Origin of the sequence: Pseudomonas sp. B392_1p, assembly GCF_052245235.1 — a bacterium.
Lineage (GTDB): Bacteria > Pseudomonadota > Gammaproteobacteria > Pseudomonadales > Pseudomonadaceae > Serpens > Serpens gallinarum.
The window spans coordinates 435,133-452,982 of sequence record NZ_JBQPXM010000001.1; the positions used below are offsets into that span (position 1 = coordinate 435,133).

The window sequence follows — 17,850 nt, forward strand, 5'->3', positions numbered from 1 at the left end:
TATGCTGCGACATATTGGGCCTGCCAAGGTGCTGATCGTTGACGATATGCCAGAGAACCTCTTGGCTCTGGAAGCCTTGCTAAGCAGCGAGGTGTGTGAGGTGATCAGCGCGCGCTCCGCCGAGCAAGCGCTGGAGTGTTTGCTGATACATGAGTTCGCCCTGGCCATTCTTGATGTACAGATGCCTGGCATGGACGGCTTTCAATTGGCCGAGATCATGCGTGGCATCGAACGCACCCGATATATCCCCATTGTCTTTGTCAGCGCCGCCGGGCTGGAGGCCAACTACGCCTTCCAAGGCTATGAAAGTGGTGCGGTGGATTTTCTGCATAAACCTCTCGATGTTCTGGCAGTGCGCAGTAAGGTAAAGGTCTTCGTGGAGGTGTTTCGCCAACGCAAGGCATTGCACATCCAATTGGCCGAGCTGCAGAAGAGCCGTCACGAGCAGGAGTTGCTGCTTGACGAGCTTCGCCAGACACAACGCGAGCTGCAGCAAGCGGTGCGCATGCGTGATGACTTTCTGTCGCTGGTGTCCCATGAGTTGAAGACACCGCTCAATACGCTAATCCTGGAAACACAGTTGCGCCGCATGCACCTGCAGCGTGAAAACCAGATTGCCTTTAGTCCTTCGCAGCTCCTGTCCATGGTGGAGAAGGACGAGCATCAGATTCGCAACCTGATTCGCCTGATCGACGACATGCTGGATGTCAGTTGCATCCGCACCGGCAAACTGTCGATCCGCGCGCAGCCCTGCGACCTGGCGGAGTTGACCCGCAAGGTGCTCGACGCATTCCGCCCGCAATTGCGCCAGGCAGGCAATGAACTGCAGTGTGCTATCCAGGGGCCGGCACGCGGTTGCTGGGATGCGTTTCGCCTCGAGCAGGTGCTTGCCAACCTGCTGACCAATGCCATTCGTTACGGGCAGGGCAAGACTATCGAGGTGCGTGTCGAGCCCGGTGCCGAGACGGTACTGCTGCAGGTGCGCGATCAGGGGCCGGGCGTGGCCGCTGAGGACCGAGAGCGGATCTTCCGACAGTTCGAGCGGGGCAGTGATGGCGAAACCGTTGGCGGACTCGGCCTGGGGCTGTTTATCACAGAGCAAATCGTCAGTGCTCACGGCGGACGGATCTGGGTTCAGGGTGAGCCGGGTGAGGGGGCCTTGTTCTGTGTTGAACTGCCCTATCAGACGCCCACCGAGGGAGCCGGGCCGGCGGTGTAATCGCCGTCTACTTCGGACGGTAGGCGCAGTAACCGGGACGCGGACCGATTTTCGGGTGGTTGCGGCAGGTGTCCGGGCGCAGTGCATAGACGGTACAGCGACGGGTTTTGCCGTCCAGGTACAGGCAGTCGTCGTTGGACATCTGCGCCAGGGTGAAGACGCCGTGCTTCTGGTTGAAGTGCTGCACGATGCCGTCTTTCATCAGCCGCTTGGCAATCTGTTTAGGCGGCTCTTGTGCTTCGAAGGCGTCCACCACACCGAGACGGATCAGATCCTGGATGCGCACTTCCACTGGCAGGGTGCAGCAGCTGGCGTGACAGCCGTTGCACAGGCCGTTGTGGTATTTGGCCCAGGTATCCAGGCGGTCGAGTTCGGCGGCAGCGATCAGGATGGGTTTCATGGAGGGATATGCAGCAAGGCCCGCAGGATGCGGAGAGGGTGCAGATTTTAAGGGGCGATTGCGGGCGCGGAATAGTTTTTTTGTAGGCAGAAACAAAACAGCCCCGCATGGCGGGGCTGTTTTGTTAAAGCAGCAAGGCTCAGTTCACCTTGGCATCCAGCTCGCCGCGGGCGTAGCGCTGGAACATGGCCTCCAGGGAGATCGGCTTGATCTTCGAGGCGTTGCCGGCGGTGCCGAAGGCTTCGTAGCGGGCGATGCAGATGTCACGCATGGCGGTGACAGTCGCTGCGAAGAACTTGCGCGGGTCGAACTCGCTCGGTTGCTGGGCCATCATGCGGCGCATAGCACCGGTGGACGCCAGACGCAGGTCGGTGTCGATGTTGACCTTGCGCACGCCGTGCTTGATGCCTTCGACGATTTCCTCGACCGGCACGCCGTAGGTTTCCTTGATGTCACCGCCAAACTCGTTGATGACCCTCAGCCATTCCTGCGGCACGCTGGACGAACCGTGCATCACTAGGTGGGTGTTGGGGATGCGCTTGTGGATTTCCTTGATGCGGTCGATGGCCAGGATGTCACCGGTCGGCGGCTTGGTGAACTTGTAGGCGCCGTGGCTGGTGCCGATGGCGATGGCCAGGGCATCGACCTGGGTGCGCTTGACGAAGTCGGCGGCTTCTTCCGGGTCGGTCAGCATCTGGCTGTGGTCAAGAATGCCTTCGGCGCCGATGCCGTCTTCTTCACCGGCAGTGCCGGTTTCCAGGCTGCCCAGGCAACCCAGTTCGCCTTCCACCGACACGCCACAGGCGTGCGCCATGGCCACGGTCTGCTGGGTCACGCGCACGTTGTACTCGTAGTCGGACGGGGTCTTGCCGTCTTCCATGAGCGAGCCGTCCATCATTACCGAGCTGAAGCCCAGCTGGATCGAGCGCTGGCAGACGTCCGGGCTGGTGCCGTGATCCTGGTGCATGCACACCGGGATGTGCGGGAATTCTTCGATCGCGGCGAGGATCAGGTGGCGCAGGAAGGGCGCGCCCGCGTATTTGCGCGCACCGGCAGAAGCCTGGACGATGACCGGCGAATCGGTCTTGTCGGCCGCTTCCATGATGGCGCGCATCTGTTCGAGGTTGTTGACGTTGAATGCCGGAACGCCGTAGCCGAATTCGGCGGCGTGGTCCAGCATCTGGCGCATGCTGATAAGTGCCATCTGTGTAGCTCCCAGTAGGGGTCGTTGATCGGTGCACAGCCTGCCGCAGTGACAGGCTGGGTTCAAGACTTGTAAGCAGCGGCAAGCTGCAAGCCCTAAGCAGCGCGGTGTTGCTCTTGCTCTTACTTGCAGCTTGAGGCTTGCCGCTTGTGGCTGCTTTTAGGCGCGCTGCTCCAGCACTTCTACGGCCGGCAGTACCTTGCCTTCGACGAATTCAAGGAAGGCGCCGCCCCCAGTGGAAATGTAGGTGATCTGGTCAGCCACGCCGTACTTGTCGATCGCCGCCAGGGTATCGCCCCCGCCGGCGATGGAGAATGCCGGGCTGGCGGCGATGGCCTGGGCCAGCACTTGGGTGCCGTTGGCGAACTGGTCGAACTCGAACACGCCAACCGGGCCGTTCCACAGAATGGTCTGCGAGGCCTTGAGCATTTCGGCGAACTGCTGGGCGGTCTGCGGGCCGATGTCGAGGATCATGTCGTCGTCGGCCACGTCGCCGATGGCTTTCACCGTGGCTTCGGCATTTTCGGCAAAGGCCTTGGCGACTACCACATCGACTGGCAGCGGCACGCTGACCTTGGCGGCGATGGCCTTGGCAGTGTCGACCAGGTCGACCTCATACAGCGACTTGCCAACCGGGTAACCGGCGGCGGCCAAGAAGGTGTTGGCGATGCCGCCGCCAACAATCAGCGAGTCGCAGATGTCGGCCAGCGAGGTCAGCACATCGAGCTTGGTGGACACCTTGGAGCCGGCGACGATGGCCACCATCGGGCGGGCCGGCTTGTCCAGCGCCTTGCCCAGCGCGTCTAGTTCGGCGGCCAGCAGCGGGCCGGCGCAGGCGACCTTGGCGAACTTGGCCACGCCGTGGGTCGAGCCTTGGGCGCGGTGCGCGGTGCCGAAGGCGTCCATCACGAACACGTCGCACAGGGCGGCGTATTGCTGGGCGAGTTCATCGGTGTTCTTCTTTTCACCGTTGTTGAAGCGCACGTTTTCCAACAGTACCAATTGACCGGCTGCTACCTCAACGCCGTTCAGGTAATCCTTGATCAGCGGTACGTCACGGCCGAGCGCCTTGCTCAGGTAGTCGGCCACCGGCTTGAGACTGTTCTCTTCGCTGAACACGCCTTCCTCGGGACGGCCCAGGTGCGAGCAGACCAGCACGGCGGCGCCTTTTTCCAGGGCCAGCTTGATAGTCGGCAGGGCGGCGAGGATGCGGGCATCGCTGGTGACCACGCCGTCCTTCACCGGCACGTTGAGGTCTTCGCGAATCAGTACGCGCTTACCCTGAAGGTCGAGGTCGGTCATTTTCAAGACGGTCATGGATCAGTCCTTTAACGGGGTGGTGTCAGTGACGCGCAGGAAGTGTTCCGCGACGTCGAGCATGCGGTTGGCAAAGCCCCATTCGTTGTCGAACCAGGCCAGCAGGTTGACCAGGCGTGGCCCGGAGACGCGGGTCTGGCTGCCATCGACAATCGCCGAGTGCGGGTCATGGTTGAAGTCGCAGCTGGCGTGGGGCAGTTCGGTGTAATCGATCAGACCCTTGAGCGGGCCTGTTTCGGCGGCGCTGCGCAGCACGCGGTTGATCTCATCGGCGCTGGTGTCGCGGGCGGTCTGCAAGGTGATGTCCAGGCAGGACACGTTGACCGTCGGCACCCGGATGGCCTTGGCCTGAACGCGCCCGGCCAGTTCCGGCAGCAGGCGTTCGATGCCGCGCGCCAGCCCCGTGGACACCGGGATGACCGACTGGAAGGCCGAGCGCGTGCGGCGCAAATCGTTGTGGTGGTAGGCGTCGATCACCGGCTGGTCGTTCATCGCCGAGTGGATCGTGGTGATCGACACATACTCCAGGCCAATCGCCTCGTGCAGCACCTTGAGCAGCGGCACGCCACAGTTAGTGGTGCAGGAGGCGTTGGAGACCAGGCGTTCTTGCCCGGTCAGGCTGGTGTGGTTGATACCATACACCAGGGTGGCGTCGACATCCGCCTCGCTGGCCATGGGCTGGGAAAACAGCACCCGTGGCGCGCCGGCATCGAGAAAGCGCTGGCCGTCGGCACGGGTGTGGTAGACGCCGGAGCATTCGAGCACCAGGTCGATGCCCAAACCTTGCCAGTCGATGGCTTCCGGGGTGGCCTGGCGCAACACCTGCACGCAGGTGCCGTTCAAGTGCAGGCAATCGCCGTCGACCCGCACTTCACCTGGAAAACGCCCATGGGTGGAGTCGAAGCGGGTCAGGTATTCGATGCTGGCCTGATCGGCCAGGTCGTTGAGCGCGATGATGTCCAGATTGCCCGGGCCACGCTCATACAAAGCGCGCAGCACGCAACGGCCTATGCGGCCATAACCGTTGAGAGCAACTTTGTAGGGACGATTCTGGGGCATTGGGACCTGCCTGGTTACACGCCGCTTGAAGGCCGAAGGCTGGAGACTGGACGAAAAAGCAGCTCAGTGCCGCCTGCCGTCCATTCTCCAGCCTATCGCCTTCAGCGTCTTTCAGTCTTCGAGAAGTTCTTCAGCGGTGCTGAGTACGTTGTCTACGGTGAAGCCGAACATCTCGAACAGCTGATCGGCCGGAGCCGATTCACCGAAGGTGCTCATGCCGATGATGCGGCCTTCCAGGCCGACGTACTTGTACCAGAAGTCGGTGTGCGCGGCTTCGATGGCAATGCGCGCGGAAACTTCCACCGGCAGTACGGCCTGCTTGTAGGTGGCGTCCTGGGCGTCGAACACAGTGGTCGACGGCATGGACACCACGCGCACCTGGCGACCCTGGGCGCTGAGCTTTTCCCAGGCCTGCACGGCCAAGCCGACTTCCGAGCCGGTGGCGATGAGGATCAGCTCCGGCTCGCCGGTGCAGTCCTTCAGCACATAACCACCGCGGGCGATGTCGGCCAGCTGCTGGTCGTTGCGCGCCTGATGGTTGAGGTTCTGACGGCTGAAGACCAAAGCGCTCGGACCATCGTTACGCTCGATGGCGTATTTCCAGGCGACCGCGGATTCCACCGCGTCGGCCGGACGCCAGCAATCCAGGTTCGGCGTGCCGCGCAGGCTGGCCAGTTGCTCAATGGGCTGGTGGGTCGGGCCGTCTTCGCCCAGACCGATGGAGTCGTGGGTGAACACGTAGAGCACGCGCTGCTTCATCAGTGCCGACATGCGCACCGCGTTGCGCGCGTATTCCATGAAGATCAGGAAGGTCGCGCCGTAGGGAATGAACCCGCCATGCAGCGCCACGCCGTTCATGATTGCGCTCATGCCGAATTCGCGTACGCCGTAGTGCACGTAGTTGCCGGAGGCGTCACCGTCCACCAGGGACTTGCAGCCCTTCCAGATCGTCAGGTTAGAGCCGGCCAGGTCAGCCGAGCCACCGAGGAATTCGGGTAGCAGTGGGCCGAAGGCGTTCAGGGTGTTCTGGCTGGCCTTGCGGCTGGCGATGGTTTCGCCCTTGGCGGCCACGTCCTTGATGTAAGCAGCAGCCTGTTCGGCGAAGGTGGCCGGCAGTTCGCCGGCCATGCGGCGGGTGAACTCGGCAGCGAGTTCCGGGAACTCGGCGGCGTAGGCGGCGAAGCGTTGGTTCCACTCGTTTTCACGGGCGACGCCGGCTTGCTTGGCGTCCCACTCGGCGTAGATCTCGGTGGGGATTTCGAAGGGCGCGTGGTTCCAGTTCAGCGCAGCGCGGGTGGCGGCGATTTCGTCGTGGCCCAGCGGTGCGCCGTGGCTCACTTCCTTGCCGGCCTTGTTGGGCGAACCGAAGCCAATGGTGGTCTTGCAGCAGATCAGCGTCGGGCGATCGCTCTTGCGCGCGGTTTCAATGGCCAGCGTGATTTCGTCGGCATCGTGGCCGTCGACGTTGCGGATCACCTGCCAGCCGTAGGACTCAAAGCGGCGCGGGGTGTCGTCGGTGAACCAGCCTTCGACCTCGCCATCGATGGAAATACCGTTGTCGTCCCAGAACGCGGTCAGCTTGCCCAGGCCCAGAGTGCCGGCCAGCGAGCAGACTTCATGGCTGATGCCTTCCATCAGGCAGCCGTCGCCGAGGAACGCATAGGTGTGGTGATCGACAATGGTGTGGCCGGGGCGGTTGAACTGCGCAGCCAGCACTTGTTCGGCGAGGGCGAAACCCACGGCATTGGCGATGCCCTGGCCGAGCGGGCCGGTGGTGGTCTCGACGCCGGCGGTGTAGCCGTATTCCGGGTGGCCGGGGGTGCGGCTGTGCAGCTGGCGGAAATTTTTCAGATCCTCGATGCCCAGGTCATAGCCGGTCAGGTGCAGCAAGGAATAGATCAGCATCGAGCCGTGACCATTGGACAGCACAAAGCGGTCGCGGTCGGCCCATTGCGGATTCACCGGGTTGTGCTTCAAGTAATCGCGCCACAACACTTCGGCGATATCCGCCATGCCCATGGGGGCACCCGGGTGGCCGCTGTTGGCTTTTTGCACGGCATCCATGCTGAGGGCACGAATGGCATTGGCTCGCTCACGACGGCTGGGCATCGCTAATCTCCTGCGGGGGCTGTTCTGAATCGAAGGGGGCGGAAAAGTCGGGCATTTTCGCCCACGACGGGGGGGAGGGCAATCGGAGAAGACGTATGGGGCTGGAAGTTTGGGCATAAACGCGTGTAGACGTTGAAAAACCCGGTAGATGAGGCAGGCGCATCGTGTTTTCGAGGCGAAAGGCGAGCCCGGTGGTCTGCACGCCAGGACCGAGCTCCAGCCCACGATCGAACTCAAGCAAGGCGCAGGATGGTCGATACAACAAAAGGAATTGCGACAGTGGCAGGACAAGAAAAAACGCCCCGCGCGTCCGCTCCTTTAAGCTGCGGGGATTTTTTTCGATGAACACATGGTTCGGCAATATCAGCGTCAATCTTAAACTTGGACTCGGCTTCGGCCTGGTGCTCGCATTCACGCTTATCCTGGCACTGGTCGGTTGGAGCAGCCTGAACAAGATGGACGCGAGCAGTCTGCATGCCGCGGGTATCAGCGAGTTGAACGTGGCAGCCGGCCGGCTACAGATCAGCCGCCTCGAATATATGCGCACCAGTGGTGAAGAAGCCGAGGGCAGGCGTGCCCAGGCCGAGCTCGAGCGGTTGGAGCAGGTCTACCAGCGCGGGCTGCAGGGTCTGCAGGGTGAAAGCCTGGAACTGCTGAAAGCGATTGGCCCCTCTGTCGCGAGCTACCGCGAGGCTCTGGAGCGCATGCGCGCTGCCTATGATCTGACCCAGAAGGCGCGGCGCGACATGATTAGCGACGGCAACGATGTAGTTAGCAGAATCAACAGTGTGCGCAGCAAGATTCTGAGCATGCAGTCGGCCGAGCAAGACGCTCTGTTCCGGGCCTTCACCTCGTTCAATGACGCCATGCTGACCACCCGCTATGCCGTGCGTGGCTACATGATGCTGGCTTCGGAAGCGCGTGAGCGTGAGCTGACCGAGCAGATGAAAGCCACCGAAGTGGAGCTTTCCAAGATCGAGGCCACGTTGTCCCGTTATTTTGCGTACGAACTGGTGCAACTGAAGTCGGCCATGGGGCGTTACTTCGGCTCGCTGGACGTCTACAAAACCAATAACTCCGAAGTGGGCGGAGTTGGCGTCGACATGACCCGGTATGTCGATGACATGCTGCGTCAGAGTGCACAGTTGAACGCCCTGCAGCAGACCTTGCGTGACGACGACGGCGCGCGGGCGCGCACCCTGCAAGTTGGCAGCGCATTACTCGCGCTGTTGCTGGGCGTCATTGCCTCGGTGGTGATCACCCGCCAGATCACGGGGCCGATTCAGCACGCTCTGAATGACGTTCAGCGCATTGCCGCCGGTGACCTCTCCGAGCAGAAAGTCGTCACGCGCACCGATGAGATGGGCAAGTTGCAGCAGGGTATCCAGCAGATGGGCAGCACCCTGCGCGAGCTGATTGGTGGCATTCGCGATGGCGTGACGCAAATTTCCAGCGCTGCGGAAGAACTGTCGGCCGTAACCGAACAGACCAGTGTGGGTGTGCGTACGCAGAAGGTCGAAACGGATCAAGTCGCCACCGCGATGCAGGAAATGTCGGCCACTGTGCAGGAAGTCGCGCGCAACGCCGAGCATGCCTCGCAAGCCGCCTCGACGGCCGACGATCAGGCCGCCCAGGGTGACAAGGTGGTCACTGAAGCGATTGCTCAGATCGAACGTCTGGCAAGCGAAGTCAATCGTTCCAGCGAGGCGATGGTCAGTCTGCAGCAAGAAAGCCACAAGATTGGCAGCGTCATGGACGTCATCAAGGCGGTGGCTGAGCAGACCAACCTGCTGGCACTCAACGCCGCAATCGAAGCGGCCCGCGCCGGGGAAGCCGGCCGTGGTTTCGCGGTGGTAGCCGACGAGGTTCGTGGCCTGGCGCAACGCACCCAGAAGTCCACGGAAGAAATTGAAGAGCTGGTGGCCGGGTTGCAGAGCGGAACGCACCGTGTGGCGAGCAGCCTGCAGAGCAGTTGCAACCTCACCGAAAGCACCGTGGCGCTGGCGCGTAATGCAGGCGTCGCGCTGCACAATATCACTGGCAGCGTGTCGAATATCGAGGCGATGAATCAGCAGATCGCCGCGGCCTCCGAACAGCAAAGCGCGGTTGCCGAAGAAATCAGCCGCAGCCTGGTGAGCGTGCGCGATATTGCGGATCAAGCCGCTGCAGGCAGTGAGCAGACCGCTGCCTCGAGCCTTGAGCTGGCCCGTCTGGGTAACCAGTTGCAGACACTGGTGAGCCGTTTCCGGCTGTAAGCAGAGCGGATGTGAGATGGGCCCAGAACGGGCCCATCTCGTTATAGCTTAGCGTCCCGAGCAGTGTCCGCCCGAGGCCGCCTGGCCACTGCCATAAGCGAAGGGTGCAGGTTCCACGCGATTGCCGGCAGTCGAGCGGGTGTCGGCAACGACCAGGCCAAGCATCACCAGCCAGAACAACGTGGTGCCGGTCAGGAAGGCTTTTTTACTGTCCATATCCACTCCTTAATTGGCGAGGCGAGTGCGCAGGCGCACGCCGAGGATCGAGCCGGCAAAGGCCAGGGCGAACCACACCCAGCCATGCACGCTGGCCGAGGCAATGCCGCCGAGGTAAGCACCCACGTTACAGCCGAACGCCATGCGCGAGGCGTAGCCCATCACCAGGCCGGCGATGCAGGCGGCAATCAGGCGACGGTTGGAGGGCATGCGAATGTTCGGCGTGCCGTTCCAGCGCGAGGCGGCGATGGCGCCGTAAATCAGGCCGATATTAGTCACCGAGGTGATGTCGGCCAGCAGCGGTTCGGCCAGGCGCGTGGCATGCGGCGCGACGCCCCAGAACGGATCGCCCACTGGGCTCCAGCCCAGTGCCGACGCGATTTTTGCGCCCCACACGCCCACCCCGTAGACGATGCCCCAGGGTTGACCGGCGATCAGCATATGCAGCAGGTACAACCCGGCCAACAGCAGCGCGCCCAGCCACCAGCGGCGGGCCCAGCCGGAGCCGGTGTTGACCGCGGCAGCGCCGACGGACTGAGCGGCAAACGCCGGCTGTGCGTTTTTTGCTGCGCGCCCAACCCACAGTGCGACCAGTCCACAGCCCGCCACGGTAATGGCGACGGCTGTCGGCCAGCCGAATTGCAGCAGATCGATGGCCGGCAGTCCGCCCAGGGCGATCCACGCCGGCTGATGGGAGGCGCCGACGAAGCTGCCAATCATGAACGTCGGCAACACGGCAAATGACAGCGGCGCGCCGGCGCCGGCCTTGTACAGGGTGCCGGAGCCGCAGCCGTCGGCCAGTTGCATGGCCGCGCCGAACAGGAAGGCGCCCAGGATCAGGCTGATGGTCAGTGGCGCGACGGCGCCGACCAGTTCGCCGCCACTGGTGGCGATCAGCGGCAGGGTCAGGATGGCTGCCAGCGACAACAGCAGCATCTGGCCCCAGATGCCCTGGGGATTGCGCGTTTCGATAAAGTCGCGCCAGCCGGTGGTGAAGCCGAAGCGGGCGAACTGCAGCACGGCGCCAAAGCCAATGCCGAGCAGGGTCAGCAGGCCCTGGCGCACGCCAGTGGCGTAAGCCACGGCAAAGGCGCCGGCCAGGCCACCGACAATTAACAACAGACGGTTAAGGTTAAGCATCAGGAGTTCTCTGTCTTACTTGTTGAGCGCGTGCTTGAGGTCTTGCAGCAATGCCTCGACCCGCGATGGCTGGTTCTCCATCGGCAGTTCGCTGCGGCTCCAGTCCACCATCGAGTCCGGATACATCTTCACTGCCGTGTTGCCGGCGATTTCCGACATCACGAACCAGTTGGTGGCGGCCCAGTGGCCGGTGTTGCAGAAGGAGACTGCCGGGCCTTCGGCGGCGCCGGCTTGCGCGACCAGCGCTTTGAGTTCGTCGACCGGCTTCAGTGTGGTGCCGCCTTCCGGAAAGAACTGCGCGTTGTTGAACGAGTGCGCGCCGGGCAGGGTGCCATAGCGGGCGGCGGTGGCCGGTTTTACGTCACCGTTGAAGAACGCCGGCGGCCGCGAGTCGATCAGGCGTGGCGCGCTGCCGGTCTGGATGGCGGCGGCCAACTCGTCGCGGGTCACGATCTGGTCCTTGTCGTACTGGTAGACGAACTGGCTGGGCAGCACCAGCGGCGTTTCGGTGGTCAGCTCACCGCCGGCGGCATGCCAGGCACGCGTGCCGCCATCGACAATCGACAGGCGAGTCAGGCCGCCGACCTTCAGTGTCCAGTAGACCCGTGCCGCGGCGCCGAAATCAGTGTGGTCCGTGCCGCCATGCACGACGATCACGTGGCTGTCCTGGTGGATGCCGGCTTTTTGCAACACGGCGGTCAGGGCTGATGCCTGGGGTAACTGACCGGGATTGTCAGCCGGACCACGGTACTGACCGTACGGTGTGTTGATGGCGCCGGGGATATGCCCGCCGGCATAAGCCTGCGGTGCGCGGATATCGAGGATGCGCACATGGGCTTGGCCAATCAGCGGTTGCAGTTCGCCTGCAGAAAGCAGCGGTGCGGGTGCGCTCAGTGGCGCGCTCACGGTGGCGGTCGCGGGCGTGAGCGACTCTTCGGCATGGACCGGCAGCGCCGGAAGCAAGCAAACGCTGACGAAGGCCAGCGATAGGAAACGATGGTTCGACATGATGGAGTCCGCAGATCGAAAGCCGCTGCAGATCACGCCGTACAGGCGAGGCCGCAGAGGCAGTGGCTGGTCAATGGAGGCGCAGGTTACGGCAAAGCTCGACCCTTGGGTAAATAGCAAATGGCGCTTGCTTATAAACCAAAGGTAAGGAGGTAGCCTCGTTGCGCTGTGGGCTAGGGTAACCAATATCAAAAAATTTTGATATTGGTCATTGCTGCGCAAAATGTGAGCGTCTAGACTGCGCAGCCTATGAACCTGCCAGAACTCCAGCCCCTCACTGCCGACCACGACCAGCTCGCCGCTCTCTGCAAGGCTGGCGGTGATCCGTTGCGTCTGAATGTGTTGCGCGCGCTGGCCAACGATTCGTTTGGCGTGCTGGAACTGGCACAGATCTTTGCCATCGGCCAGTCGGGTATGAGCCATCATTTGAAGGTGCTAGCGCAGGCGCGACTGGTGACCACGCGCCGCGAGGGTAACGCGGTGTTTTACCGCCGCAGCCTGGCGCAGGCCGAGGTGCTGGGTGGCGCTTTGCACAGCGCCTTGCTGGCCGAAGTCGACCGCCTCACGCTGCCCGCCGAGGTTCTGGCGCGAATTGCCGCCGTGCATGCCCAGCGCAGTGCCGCAAGTCAGGATTTTTTTGCCCGCATGGCCGGCAGTTTTGCAGCGCGCCAGGACCTGATCGCCAGCCTGCCGCAGTACCGCGACAGCCTGCTCAGCCTGCTGGATACGCTGGGGTTTGCCCCCACGGCCACAGCGCTGGAAGTCGGCCCGGGCGAAGGCGCCTTCCTGCCCGAGCTGGCGCGTCGATTTGCGCAAGTAACGGCGCTGGACAACAGCCCGGAAATGCTCGAGCTGGCACGGCGTCACTGCGAAAGCGCCGGTTTGACTAATGTCAAACTGCAACTGGCCGATGCGCTGGATGACCCGGCCACCCAAGCCGATTGCGTCGTGCTGAACATGGTGCTGCACCACTTCGCCGCGCCGGCCGAGGCGATGCAGCGGCTGGCCGGGATGGTCAAGGCCGGCGGCAGTCTGCTGATCAGCGAGTTGTGCAGTCACGATCAGAGCTGGACCCGAGAAGCCTGTGGCGATCTCTGGCTGGGCTTTGATCAGGATGATTTGGCCCGTTGGGCCATCGCCGCAGGGCTTGTGCCCGGCGAGAGTCTTTACATTGGTTTTAAAAACGGCTTTCAGATTCAGCTGCGGCATTTCGCCAGGCCGGATTCACGAAGCACCCTCACTGACCGGTCAGAACAGGACACCGATAGATGAGCGAATACTCGATTTTTACCTCCGAATCCGTCTCTGAAGGCCATCCGGACAAGATTGCCGACCAGATTTCCGATGCCGTGCTCGACGCCATCATCGAACAGGACAAACTCGCCCGCGTGGCGGTGGAAACGCTGGTCAAGACTGGCGTCGCCATCGTTGCCGGTGAAGTGACCACCAGCGCCTGGGTCGACCTGGAAGAGATCGCCCGCAAGGTGATCTGCGACATTGGCTACACCAGTTCGGACGTCGGCTTCGACGGCGCTACCTGCGGCATCGTCAACATCATTGGCAAGCAGTCCCCGGACATCAACCAGGGCGTCGACCGCGCCAAGCCGGAAGACCAAGGCGCTGGCGACCAGGGCCTGATGTTCGGCTACGCCAGTAACGAAACCGACGTGCTGATGCCTGCACCGATCGTCTTCTCCCACCGTCTGGTCGAGCGCCAGGCCGAAGCGCGCAAGTCCGGCCTGCTGCCGTGGTTGCGTCCGGACGCCAAGAGCCAGGTCACCTGCCGCTACGAAGACGGCAAGGTCGTGGGTATTGATGCGGTGGTTCTGTCCACCCAGCACAGCCCGGACATCAGCCAGGCCGACCTGAAAGAAGCGGTGATGGAGCTGATCGTCAAGCACACCCTGCCGGCCGAGCTGCTGCACAAGGACACCCAGTACCACATAAACCCGACCGGCAAGTTCGTCATCGGCGGCCCGGTGGGCGACTGCGGCCTGACCGGCCGCAAGATCATCGTCGACTCCTACGGCGGCATGGCCCGCCACGGCGGCGGCGCCTTTTCCGGCAAGGACCCGTCCAAGGTTGACCGTTCGGCCGCCTACGCTGGCCGCTACGTGGCCAAGAACATCGTCGCCGCGGGTCTTGCCGAGCGCTGCGAAATTCAGGTGTCCTACGCCATCGGTGTGGCCCAGCCGACCTCCATCTCGCTGAATACCTTCGGCACCAACAAGGTCCCGGAAGCCACCATCGTCAACCTGGTGCGCGAAGTGTTCGACCTGCGTCCGTACGCCATTACCCGCATGCTCGACCTGCTACACCCGATGTACCAGGCCACCGCTGCTTACGGCCACTTTGGCCGTATCCCCGAGCAGAAGACCGTGGGTGACGATTCCTTCGCCACCTTCAGCTGGGAGCAGCCTGACAAGGCTGCCGATCTGCGCGCGGCTGCGGGGCTGTAAGGCACGCCTTACGCGCTGTTGATCAGTAATAAAGAGAACCCCGTTTCGGCGCAGGCTGGGCGGGGTTTTTAAATCAAACTGATTTAGCGAACGGCTGGGTGGACGTGGGTTTGGCGGGTACATAATGGACGGCTACGACTTTATATTGCATAGGGTTGTAGGGAGTAGGTTGACTATTCGGCTTCAGAGCAAGGGGCCTGCAGCCCAAGCCATTTCCTGGAGTATCGATCTAAACAAGGATTGAGTTTTGCCAAGTCATTTAAAGACGACCGTGATCGCATTGTTTTTTTTCCTGCAGGGCTGTGTGGGGGCTGGCATCTACGCACCCTCGGAACATGACGAATATTGGCGAGCGATGATGCCGAGGACATCAGTGGTCCTGAATCGAGATGAGCAAGATCAAAGCCGGGTTTTTTCGCTTGATTACTACTCAGCAGCGCGCGTTCACAACAAAAGTGATGTCATTCGGCACTGGGGTGAACCGGATCGGATTCTCGATGTGGATGGCCAGGCTGTCTGGGTTTATCGCGGAGGCGAGCATGTTTGGGCGGGGCTAGCCATTCAACTGATGGCAACCATTCCGCTGGCGATTCCCATTGGGCGCAATTATTACCACCTTTACTTCAAGGACGATGTTCTGGAGAAGGTGAGGCATCGTACTTTCTCTACCTATCTTTTCGTTTGCGATCCCTTTTATGGATTCGTTCATGCCTGGGGAGTGGGCATGTCCAGTACCGGCGGTTACGGCGGAAGTTCCATAGGGCTCTGCACCGGTATTAAAAGGCCGGGTTTTTACAATCACTACATCACTAATTGGTAATGCGGTAACTGAAAACGCCACCGCTTGGTATGCATGCAGGAGCCAACATCATATGTTCAGGCGTTTTGTGTTTCGACTGGCCGCTGTGGTGATGCTGTCGTGTTTCGGTTCTCTTACCATGGCAATACGCCGCCTGACCATGACGCCTTGTGGCGACAGGTGGAGCGCCTTAACAACCACACACAGTGCCTCTCGTTCAGTTCTGAGGCGGGACGGAGCGGTCCATGATTAGTTCTGGGATGTACTGCCCATTGCTAGCAAGGGCTGGACCGGAATATGGGAATTGAATGCCCGGATAAGCCGCTCGCGCGAAGGGTACGAATTTCACTTGGATGCGCTGACTGTGGGCGAGAAATGCCGGTGACGCTGCATCTGCGTCTCAGCGATAGTCATTTGCAGGATCTGACGCCTCGGTAGAGCGGTACGAAGGCGTGCCCTCGTCCCTCAGGCGGAGTTCTCCCTGTTTCCGTTTTCGGCCTGCCGGCTGCAGCGAGTGGCCGATGTCCGGGGCAGGGTATGTAGTGACGGAAGTTGCGCGATCCCCAGGTGATTGACCAGACGCTACAACTAGTCCGGGCCGAGGGCTGTTACTGACGTCGTTCGCCGCTTCGCCACGTCTATGCGATTGCCCTGACCGCGCATGTAGGTGCGACCCGCTCCGAGCGCCCCTTTATCTACGGGTCCATGCTCAACCTGAGTGGTTGCGAGGTATCCAGCGTGGACGAAGCGGGCAACGAGGCAGCAGCGCCAACACAACATGCATCCGGCTTCGGCCTGCTGGTGGCGGCCACGGGTGTGGTCTACGGCGATATCGGCACCAGCCCGTTGTACACCCTCAAGGAAGTGTTTTCGGGGCACTACGGTGTGAGTGTCGATCACGCCGGCGTGTTGGGGATTCTGTCGCTGATCTGCTGGTCGCTGCTCTGGGTGGTGTCGGTGAAATACGTGCTCTTCGTGCTGCGTGCCGACAATCAGGGCGAGGGTGGGGCGATGGCGTTGTTGGCCCTGGCTCAGCGTGCGGCGCGCCCCTATGCATGGCTGAGTACGGCGCTGGGGGCGGTGGGTTTGTGCGGTGCGGCGCTGTTCTATGGCGACAGCATGATCACCCCGGCGATATCCTTGATGTCGGCCATCGAGGGTGTGGAGGTCGCCTTCGAGGGGGTGGGGCACTGGGTGATTCCGCTGGCGCTAGTGGTGCTGGTGGGGCTGTTTCTGCTGCAGAAACACGGAACTGCCCATCTCGGTATGCTGTTCGGCCCGGTGATGGTGGGCTGGTTTGCGGTGCTGGGGATTCTGGGGTTGCACGGCATTGCTCGGCAGCCGGTGGTGTTGCAGGCGCTGAATCCTTATTGGGCCGTACATTTTTTTGCGATTCATCCAGGTGTCGGGCTGACGGTACTGGGCGCCGTGGTGCTGGCGCTGACCGGTGCCGAGGCGTTATATGCCGACCTTGGGCACTTTGGGCGTCGGCCGATCGCCAGAGCATGGTTTTTCCTGGTATTGCCGGCGTTGCTGCTCAACTACTTTGGTCAAGGCGCTTTGCTGCTGGATACGCCTGAAGCCGCACGCAATCCCTTCTACCTGCTGGCCCCGGCCTGGGCCTTGCTGCCGTTGATTGGCCTGGCCACGCTGGCAACTATCATCGCCTCGCAGGCGGTCATCTCCGGTGCCTTCTCATTGACCCGCCAGGCAATCCAGCTGGGCTATGTACCGCGGATGCTGATTCAGCACACCTCGGAACACATGGAAGGGCAGATTTACATCGCGGTGGTGAATCGGGTGCTGCTCGTGGGTGTGGTCCTGCTGGTGCTCGGCTTCGGCAGTTCCAGTGCGCTGGCCTCGGCGTACGGCGTTGCGGTAACCGGCACCATGCTGTGCACCAGCCTGCTGGTGGCGGTAGTGATGCTGTTGCAGTGGAAACTGCCGTGGTGGCAGGCACTGCCATTGCTGATTGGTTTTCTGGTCGTCGACAGCCTGTTCTTTCTCGCCTGCCTGCCCAAGGTTCTGGAGGGCGGTGCCTTTCCGTTGCTGGTCGGGATCGTGTTGTTCGCCTTGATGACCACGTGGAAGCGTGGCCGGCAGACCCTGTATCGGCGTCTAGGCGAGTTGGCCTTGCCGCTGCCGATTTTCATCGAAAGCCTGCTGAGCCAGCCGCCCCCGCGTGTGCGGGGCACCGCAGTGTTTCTTGCCGCGCACCCGGAGTCCGTGCCGCCGGCCTTGCTGCACAACCTGCAGCACAACCAGGTGCTGCATGAGCGGGTCGTGCTATTGACCGTGCTGACGCTTGATTGCCCGCGGGTGGCGCCGCACGAGCGGGCTCAAGTGGAAACCTCGGGGCAGGGGTTTTATCGCGTGCTGTTATCGTTCGGCTTCATGGACAAACCCGATGTGCCCGCGGCGCTGCGACAGCTGAGCCTGGATGGCAAACCGTTCGAGCCATTGCGCACGACTTATTTCCTCAGTCGCGAAACGCTGATCCCCGGGCCACGACCAGAGATGGCGCGATGGCGTACACAGCTGTTCGCCTTCTTGCAGCGCAACGCCAACAGCAGCCTGCATTACTTCCAGTTGCCGGCCAACCGGGTGGTGGAACTGGGCAGCCAGGTGCAGTTATGAACGGGCAAAGGCGAACGTGCAAAGAGGC

General features: G+C 62.0%; 14 protein-coding genes and 1 pseudogene. 7 read left to right on the forward strand and 8 right to left on the reverse strand.

Features of this window, described 5'->3' with window-relative positions; genetic code table 11:
* Position 1: 1 nt before the first annotated feature.
* Complete coding sequence (locus ACTV8E_RS02020) at positions 2 to 1,219, forward strand: hybrid sensor histidine kinase/response regulator (protein ID WP_443198289.1); 1,218 nt, start codon at positions 2 to 4, stop codon at positions 1,217 to 1,219.
* Between the two features lie 7 nt (positions 1,220 to 1,226).
* On the opposite strand, the gene ACTV8E_RS02025 is transcribed toward ACTV8E_RS02020, so the two are convergent.
* The 5 genes from ACTV8E_RS02025 to tkt form a co-directional block, all read right to left on the reverse strand.
* Positions 1,227 to 1,619: a YkgJ family cysteine cluster protein gene (locus tag ACTV8E_RS02025; protein WP_443198290.1), complete on the reverse strand. Its 393-nt coding sequence runs from the start codon at positions 1,617 to 1,619 to the stop codon at positions 1,227 to 1,229.
* A gap of 139 nt (positions 1,620 to 1,758) precedes the next feature.
* A complete protein-coding gene (fba, locus tag ACTV8E_RS02030; RefSeq protein ID WP_443198291.1) occupies positions 1,759 to 2,823 on the reverse strand; it encodes a class II fructose-bisphosphate aldolase in 1,065 nt (354 codons plus the stop codon).
* A gap of 159 nt (positions 2,824 to 2,982) precedes the next feature.
* Positions 2,983 to 4,140 (reverse strand): phosphoglycerate kinase, encoded by a 1,158-nt coding sequence (locus ACTV8E_RS02035; protein WP_443198292.1) that lies wholly within the window; start codon positions 4,138 to 4,140, stop codon positions 2,983 to 2,985.
* A gap of 3 nt (positions 4,141 to 4,143) precedes the next feature.
* Positions 4,144 to 5,199: an erythrose-4-phosphate dehydrogenase gene (gene epd / locus ACTV8E_RS02040; protein WP_443198293.1), complete on the reverse strand. Its 1,056-nt coding sequence runs from the start codon at positions 5,197 to 5,199 to the stop codon at positions 4,144 to 4,146.
* Positions 5,200 to 5,310: 111 nt separating this feature from the next.
* On the reverse strand, positions 5,311 to 7,308 hold the full coding sequence (gene tkt / locus ACTV8E_RS02045) for a transketolase (RefSeq protein ID WP_443198294.1): 1,998 nt from the start codon (positions 7,306 to 7,308) through the stop codon (positions 5,311 to 5,313).
* Between the two features lie 455 nt (positions 7,309 to 7,763).
* Here tkt and ACTV8E_RS02050 point away from each other — a divergent pair.
* Positions 7,764 to 8,708 (forward strand): annotated as a pseudogene (locus tag ACTV8E_RS02050) (methyl-accepting chemotaxis protein); the annotation flags it as partial.
* 141 nt (positions 8,709 to 8,849) lie between these two features.
* On the forward strand, positions 8,850 to 9,563 hold the full coding sequence (locus ACTV8E_RS02055) for a methyl-accepting chemotaxis protein (RefSeq protein WP_433962683.1): 714 nt from the start codon (positions 8,850 to 8,852) through the stop codon (positions 9,561 to 9,563).
* Between the two features lie 48 nt (positions 9,564 to 9,611).
* Here ACTV8E_RS02055 and ACTV8E_RS02060 read toward each other — a convergent pair whose 3' ends face one another.
* From ACTV8E_RS02060 to ACTV8E_RS02070, 3 genes are read right to left on the reverse strand one after another with little or no spacing between them, the layout of a single operon-like run.
* The gene (locus ACTV8E_RS02060; protein WP_251835770.1) at positions 9,612 to 9,779 is read right to left on the reverse strand and encodes a hypothetical protein; all 168 of its coding nucleotides are present in this window, start codon (positions 9,777 to 9,779) and stop codon (positions 9,612 to 9,614) included.
* A gap of 9 nt (positions 9,780 to 9,788) precedes the next feature.
* The gene (locus tag ACTV8E_RS02065) at positions 9,789 to 10,919 is read right to left on the reverse strand and encodes a YeeE/YedE family protein (protein ID WP_443198295.1); all 1,131 of its coding nucleotides are present in this window, start codon (positions 10,917 to 10,919) and stop codon (positions 9,789 to 9,791) included.
* A 15-nt stretch (positions 10,920 to 10,934) separates the two neighbouring features.
* Positions 10,935 to 11,927 (reverse strand): sulfurtransferase, encoded by a 993-nt coding sequence (locus ACTV8E_RS02070; RefSeq protein WP_443198296.1) that lies wholly within the window; start codon positions 11,925 to 11,927, stop codon positions 10,935 to 10,937.
* Between the two features lie 249 nt (positions 11,928 to 12,176).
* Between ACTV8E_RS02070 and ACTV8E_RS02075 the strand changes: the two genes are divergently transcribed.
* From ACTV8E_RS02075 to ACTV8E_RS02090, 4 genes are all read left to right on the forward strand, one after another.
* A complete protein-coding gene (locus tag ACTV8E_RS02075) occupies positions 12,177 to 13,199 on the forward strand; it encodes an ArsR/SmtB family transcription factor (protein WP_443198297.1) in 1,023 nt (340 codons plus the stop codon).
* Complete coding sequence (gene metK, locus ACTV8E_RS02080) at positions 13,196 to 14,386, forward strand: methionine adenosyltransferase (RefSeq protein WP_443198298.1); 1,191 nt, start codon at positions 13,196 to 13,198, stop codon at positions 14,384 to 14,386. Before ACTV8E_RS02075 ends, metK begins: the two co-directional genes overlap by 4 nt.
* 271 nt (positions 14,387 to 14,657) lie before the next feature.
* Complete coding sequence (locus ACTV8E_RS02085; protein ID WP_443198299.1) at positions 14,658 to 15,206, forward strand: hypothetical protein; 549 nt, start codon at positions 14,658 to 14,660, stop codon at positions 15,204 to 15,206.
* Positions 15,207 to 15,890: 684 nt separating this feature from the next.
* On the forward strand, positions 15,891 to 17,822 hold the full coding sequence (locus ACTV8E_RS02090; protein WP_443198300.1) for a potassium transporter Kup: 1,932 nt from the start codon (positions 15,891 to 15,893) through the stop codon (positions 17,820 to 17,822).
* Positions 17,823 to 17,850: the final 28 nt, after the last annotated feature.

Coding starts and splice junctions, on each gene's coding strand:
- ACTV8E_RS02020 (WP_443198289.1), top strand. CDS start 2: ATGCTGCGACATATTGGGCCTGCCAAGGTGCTGATCGTTGACGATATG.
- ACTV8E_RS02025 (WP_443198290.1), bottom strand. CDS start 1,619: ATGAAACCCATCCTGATCGCTGCCGCCGAACTCGACCGCCTGGATACC.
- fba (WP_443198291.1), bottom strand. CDS start 2,823: ATGGCACTTATCAGCATGCGCCAGATGCTGGACCACGCCGCCGAATTC.
- ACTV8E_RS02035 (WP_443198292.1), bottom strand. CDS start 4,140: ATGACCGTCTTGAAAATGACCGACCTCGACCTTCAGGGTAAGCGCGTA.
- epd (WP_443198293.1), bottom strand. CDS start 5,199: ATGCCCCAGAATCGTCCCTACAAAGTTGCTCTCAACGGTTATGGCCGC.
- tkt (WP_443198294.1), bottom strand. CDS start 7,308: ATGCCCAGCCGTCGTGAGCGAGCCAATGCCATTCGTGCCCTCAGCATG.
- ACTV8E_RS02055 (WP_433962683.1), top strand. CDS start 8,850: ATGCAGGAAATGTCGGCCACTGTGCAGGAAGTCGCGCGCAACGCCGAG.
- ACTV8E_RS02060 (WP_251835770.1), bottom strand. CDS start 9,779: ATGGACAGTAAAAAAGCCTTCCTGACCGGCACCACGTTGTTCTGGCTG.
- ACTV8E_RS02065 (WP_443198295.1), bottom strand. CDS start 10,919: ATGCTTAACCTTAACCGTCTGTTGTTAATTGTCGGTGGCCTGGCCGGC.
- ACTV8E_RS02070 (WP_443198296.1), bottom strand. CDS start 11,927: ATGTCGAACCATCGTTTCCTATCGCTGGCCTTCGTCAGCGTTTGCTTG.
- ACTV8E_RS02075 (WP_443198297.1), top strand. CDS start 12,177: ATGAACCTGCCAGAACTCCAGCCCCTCACTGCCGACCACGACCAGCTC.
- metK (WP_443198298.1), top strand. CDS start 13,196: ATGAGCGAATACTCGATTTTTACCTCCGAATCCGTCTCTGAAGGCCAT.
- ACTV8E_RS02090 (WP_443198300.1), top strand. CDS start 15,891: ATGCTCAACCTGAGTGGTTGCGAGGTATCCAGCGTGGACGAAGCGGGC.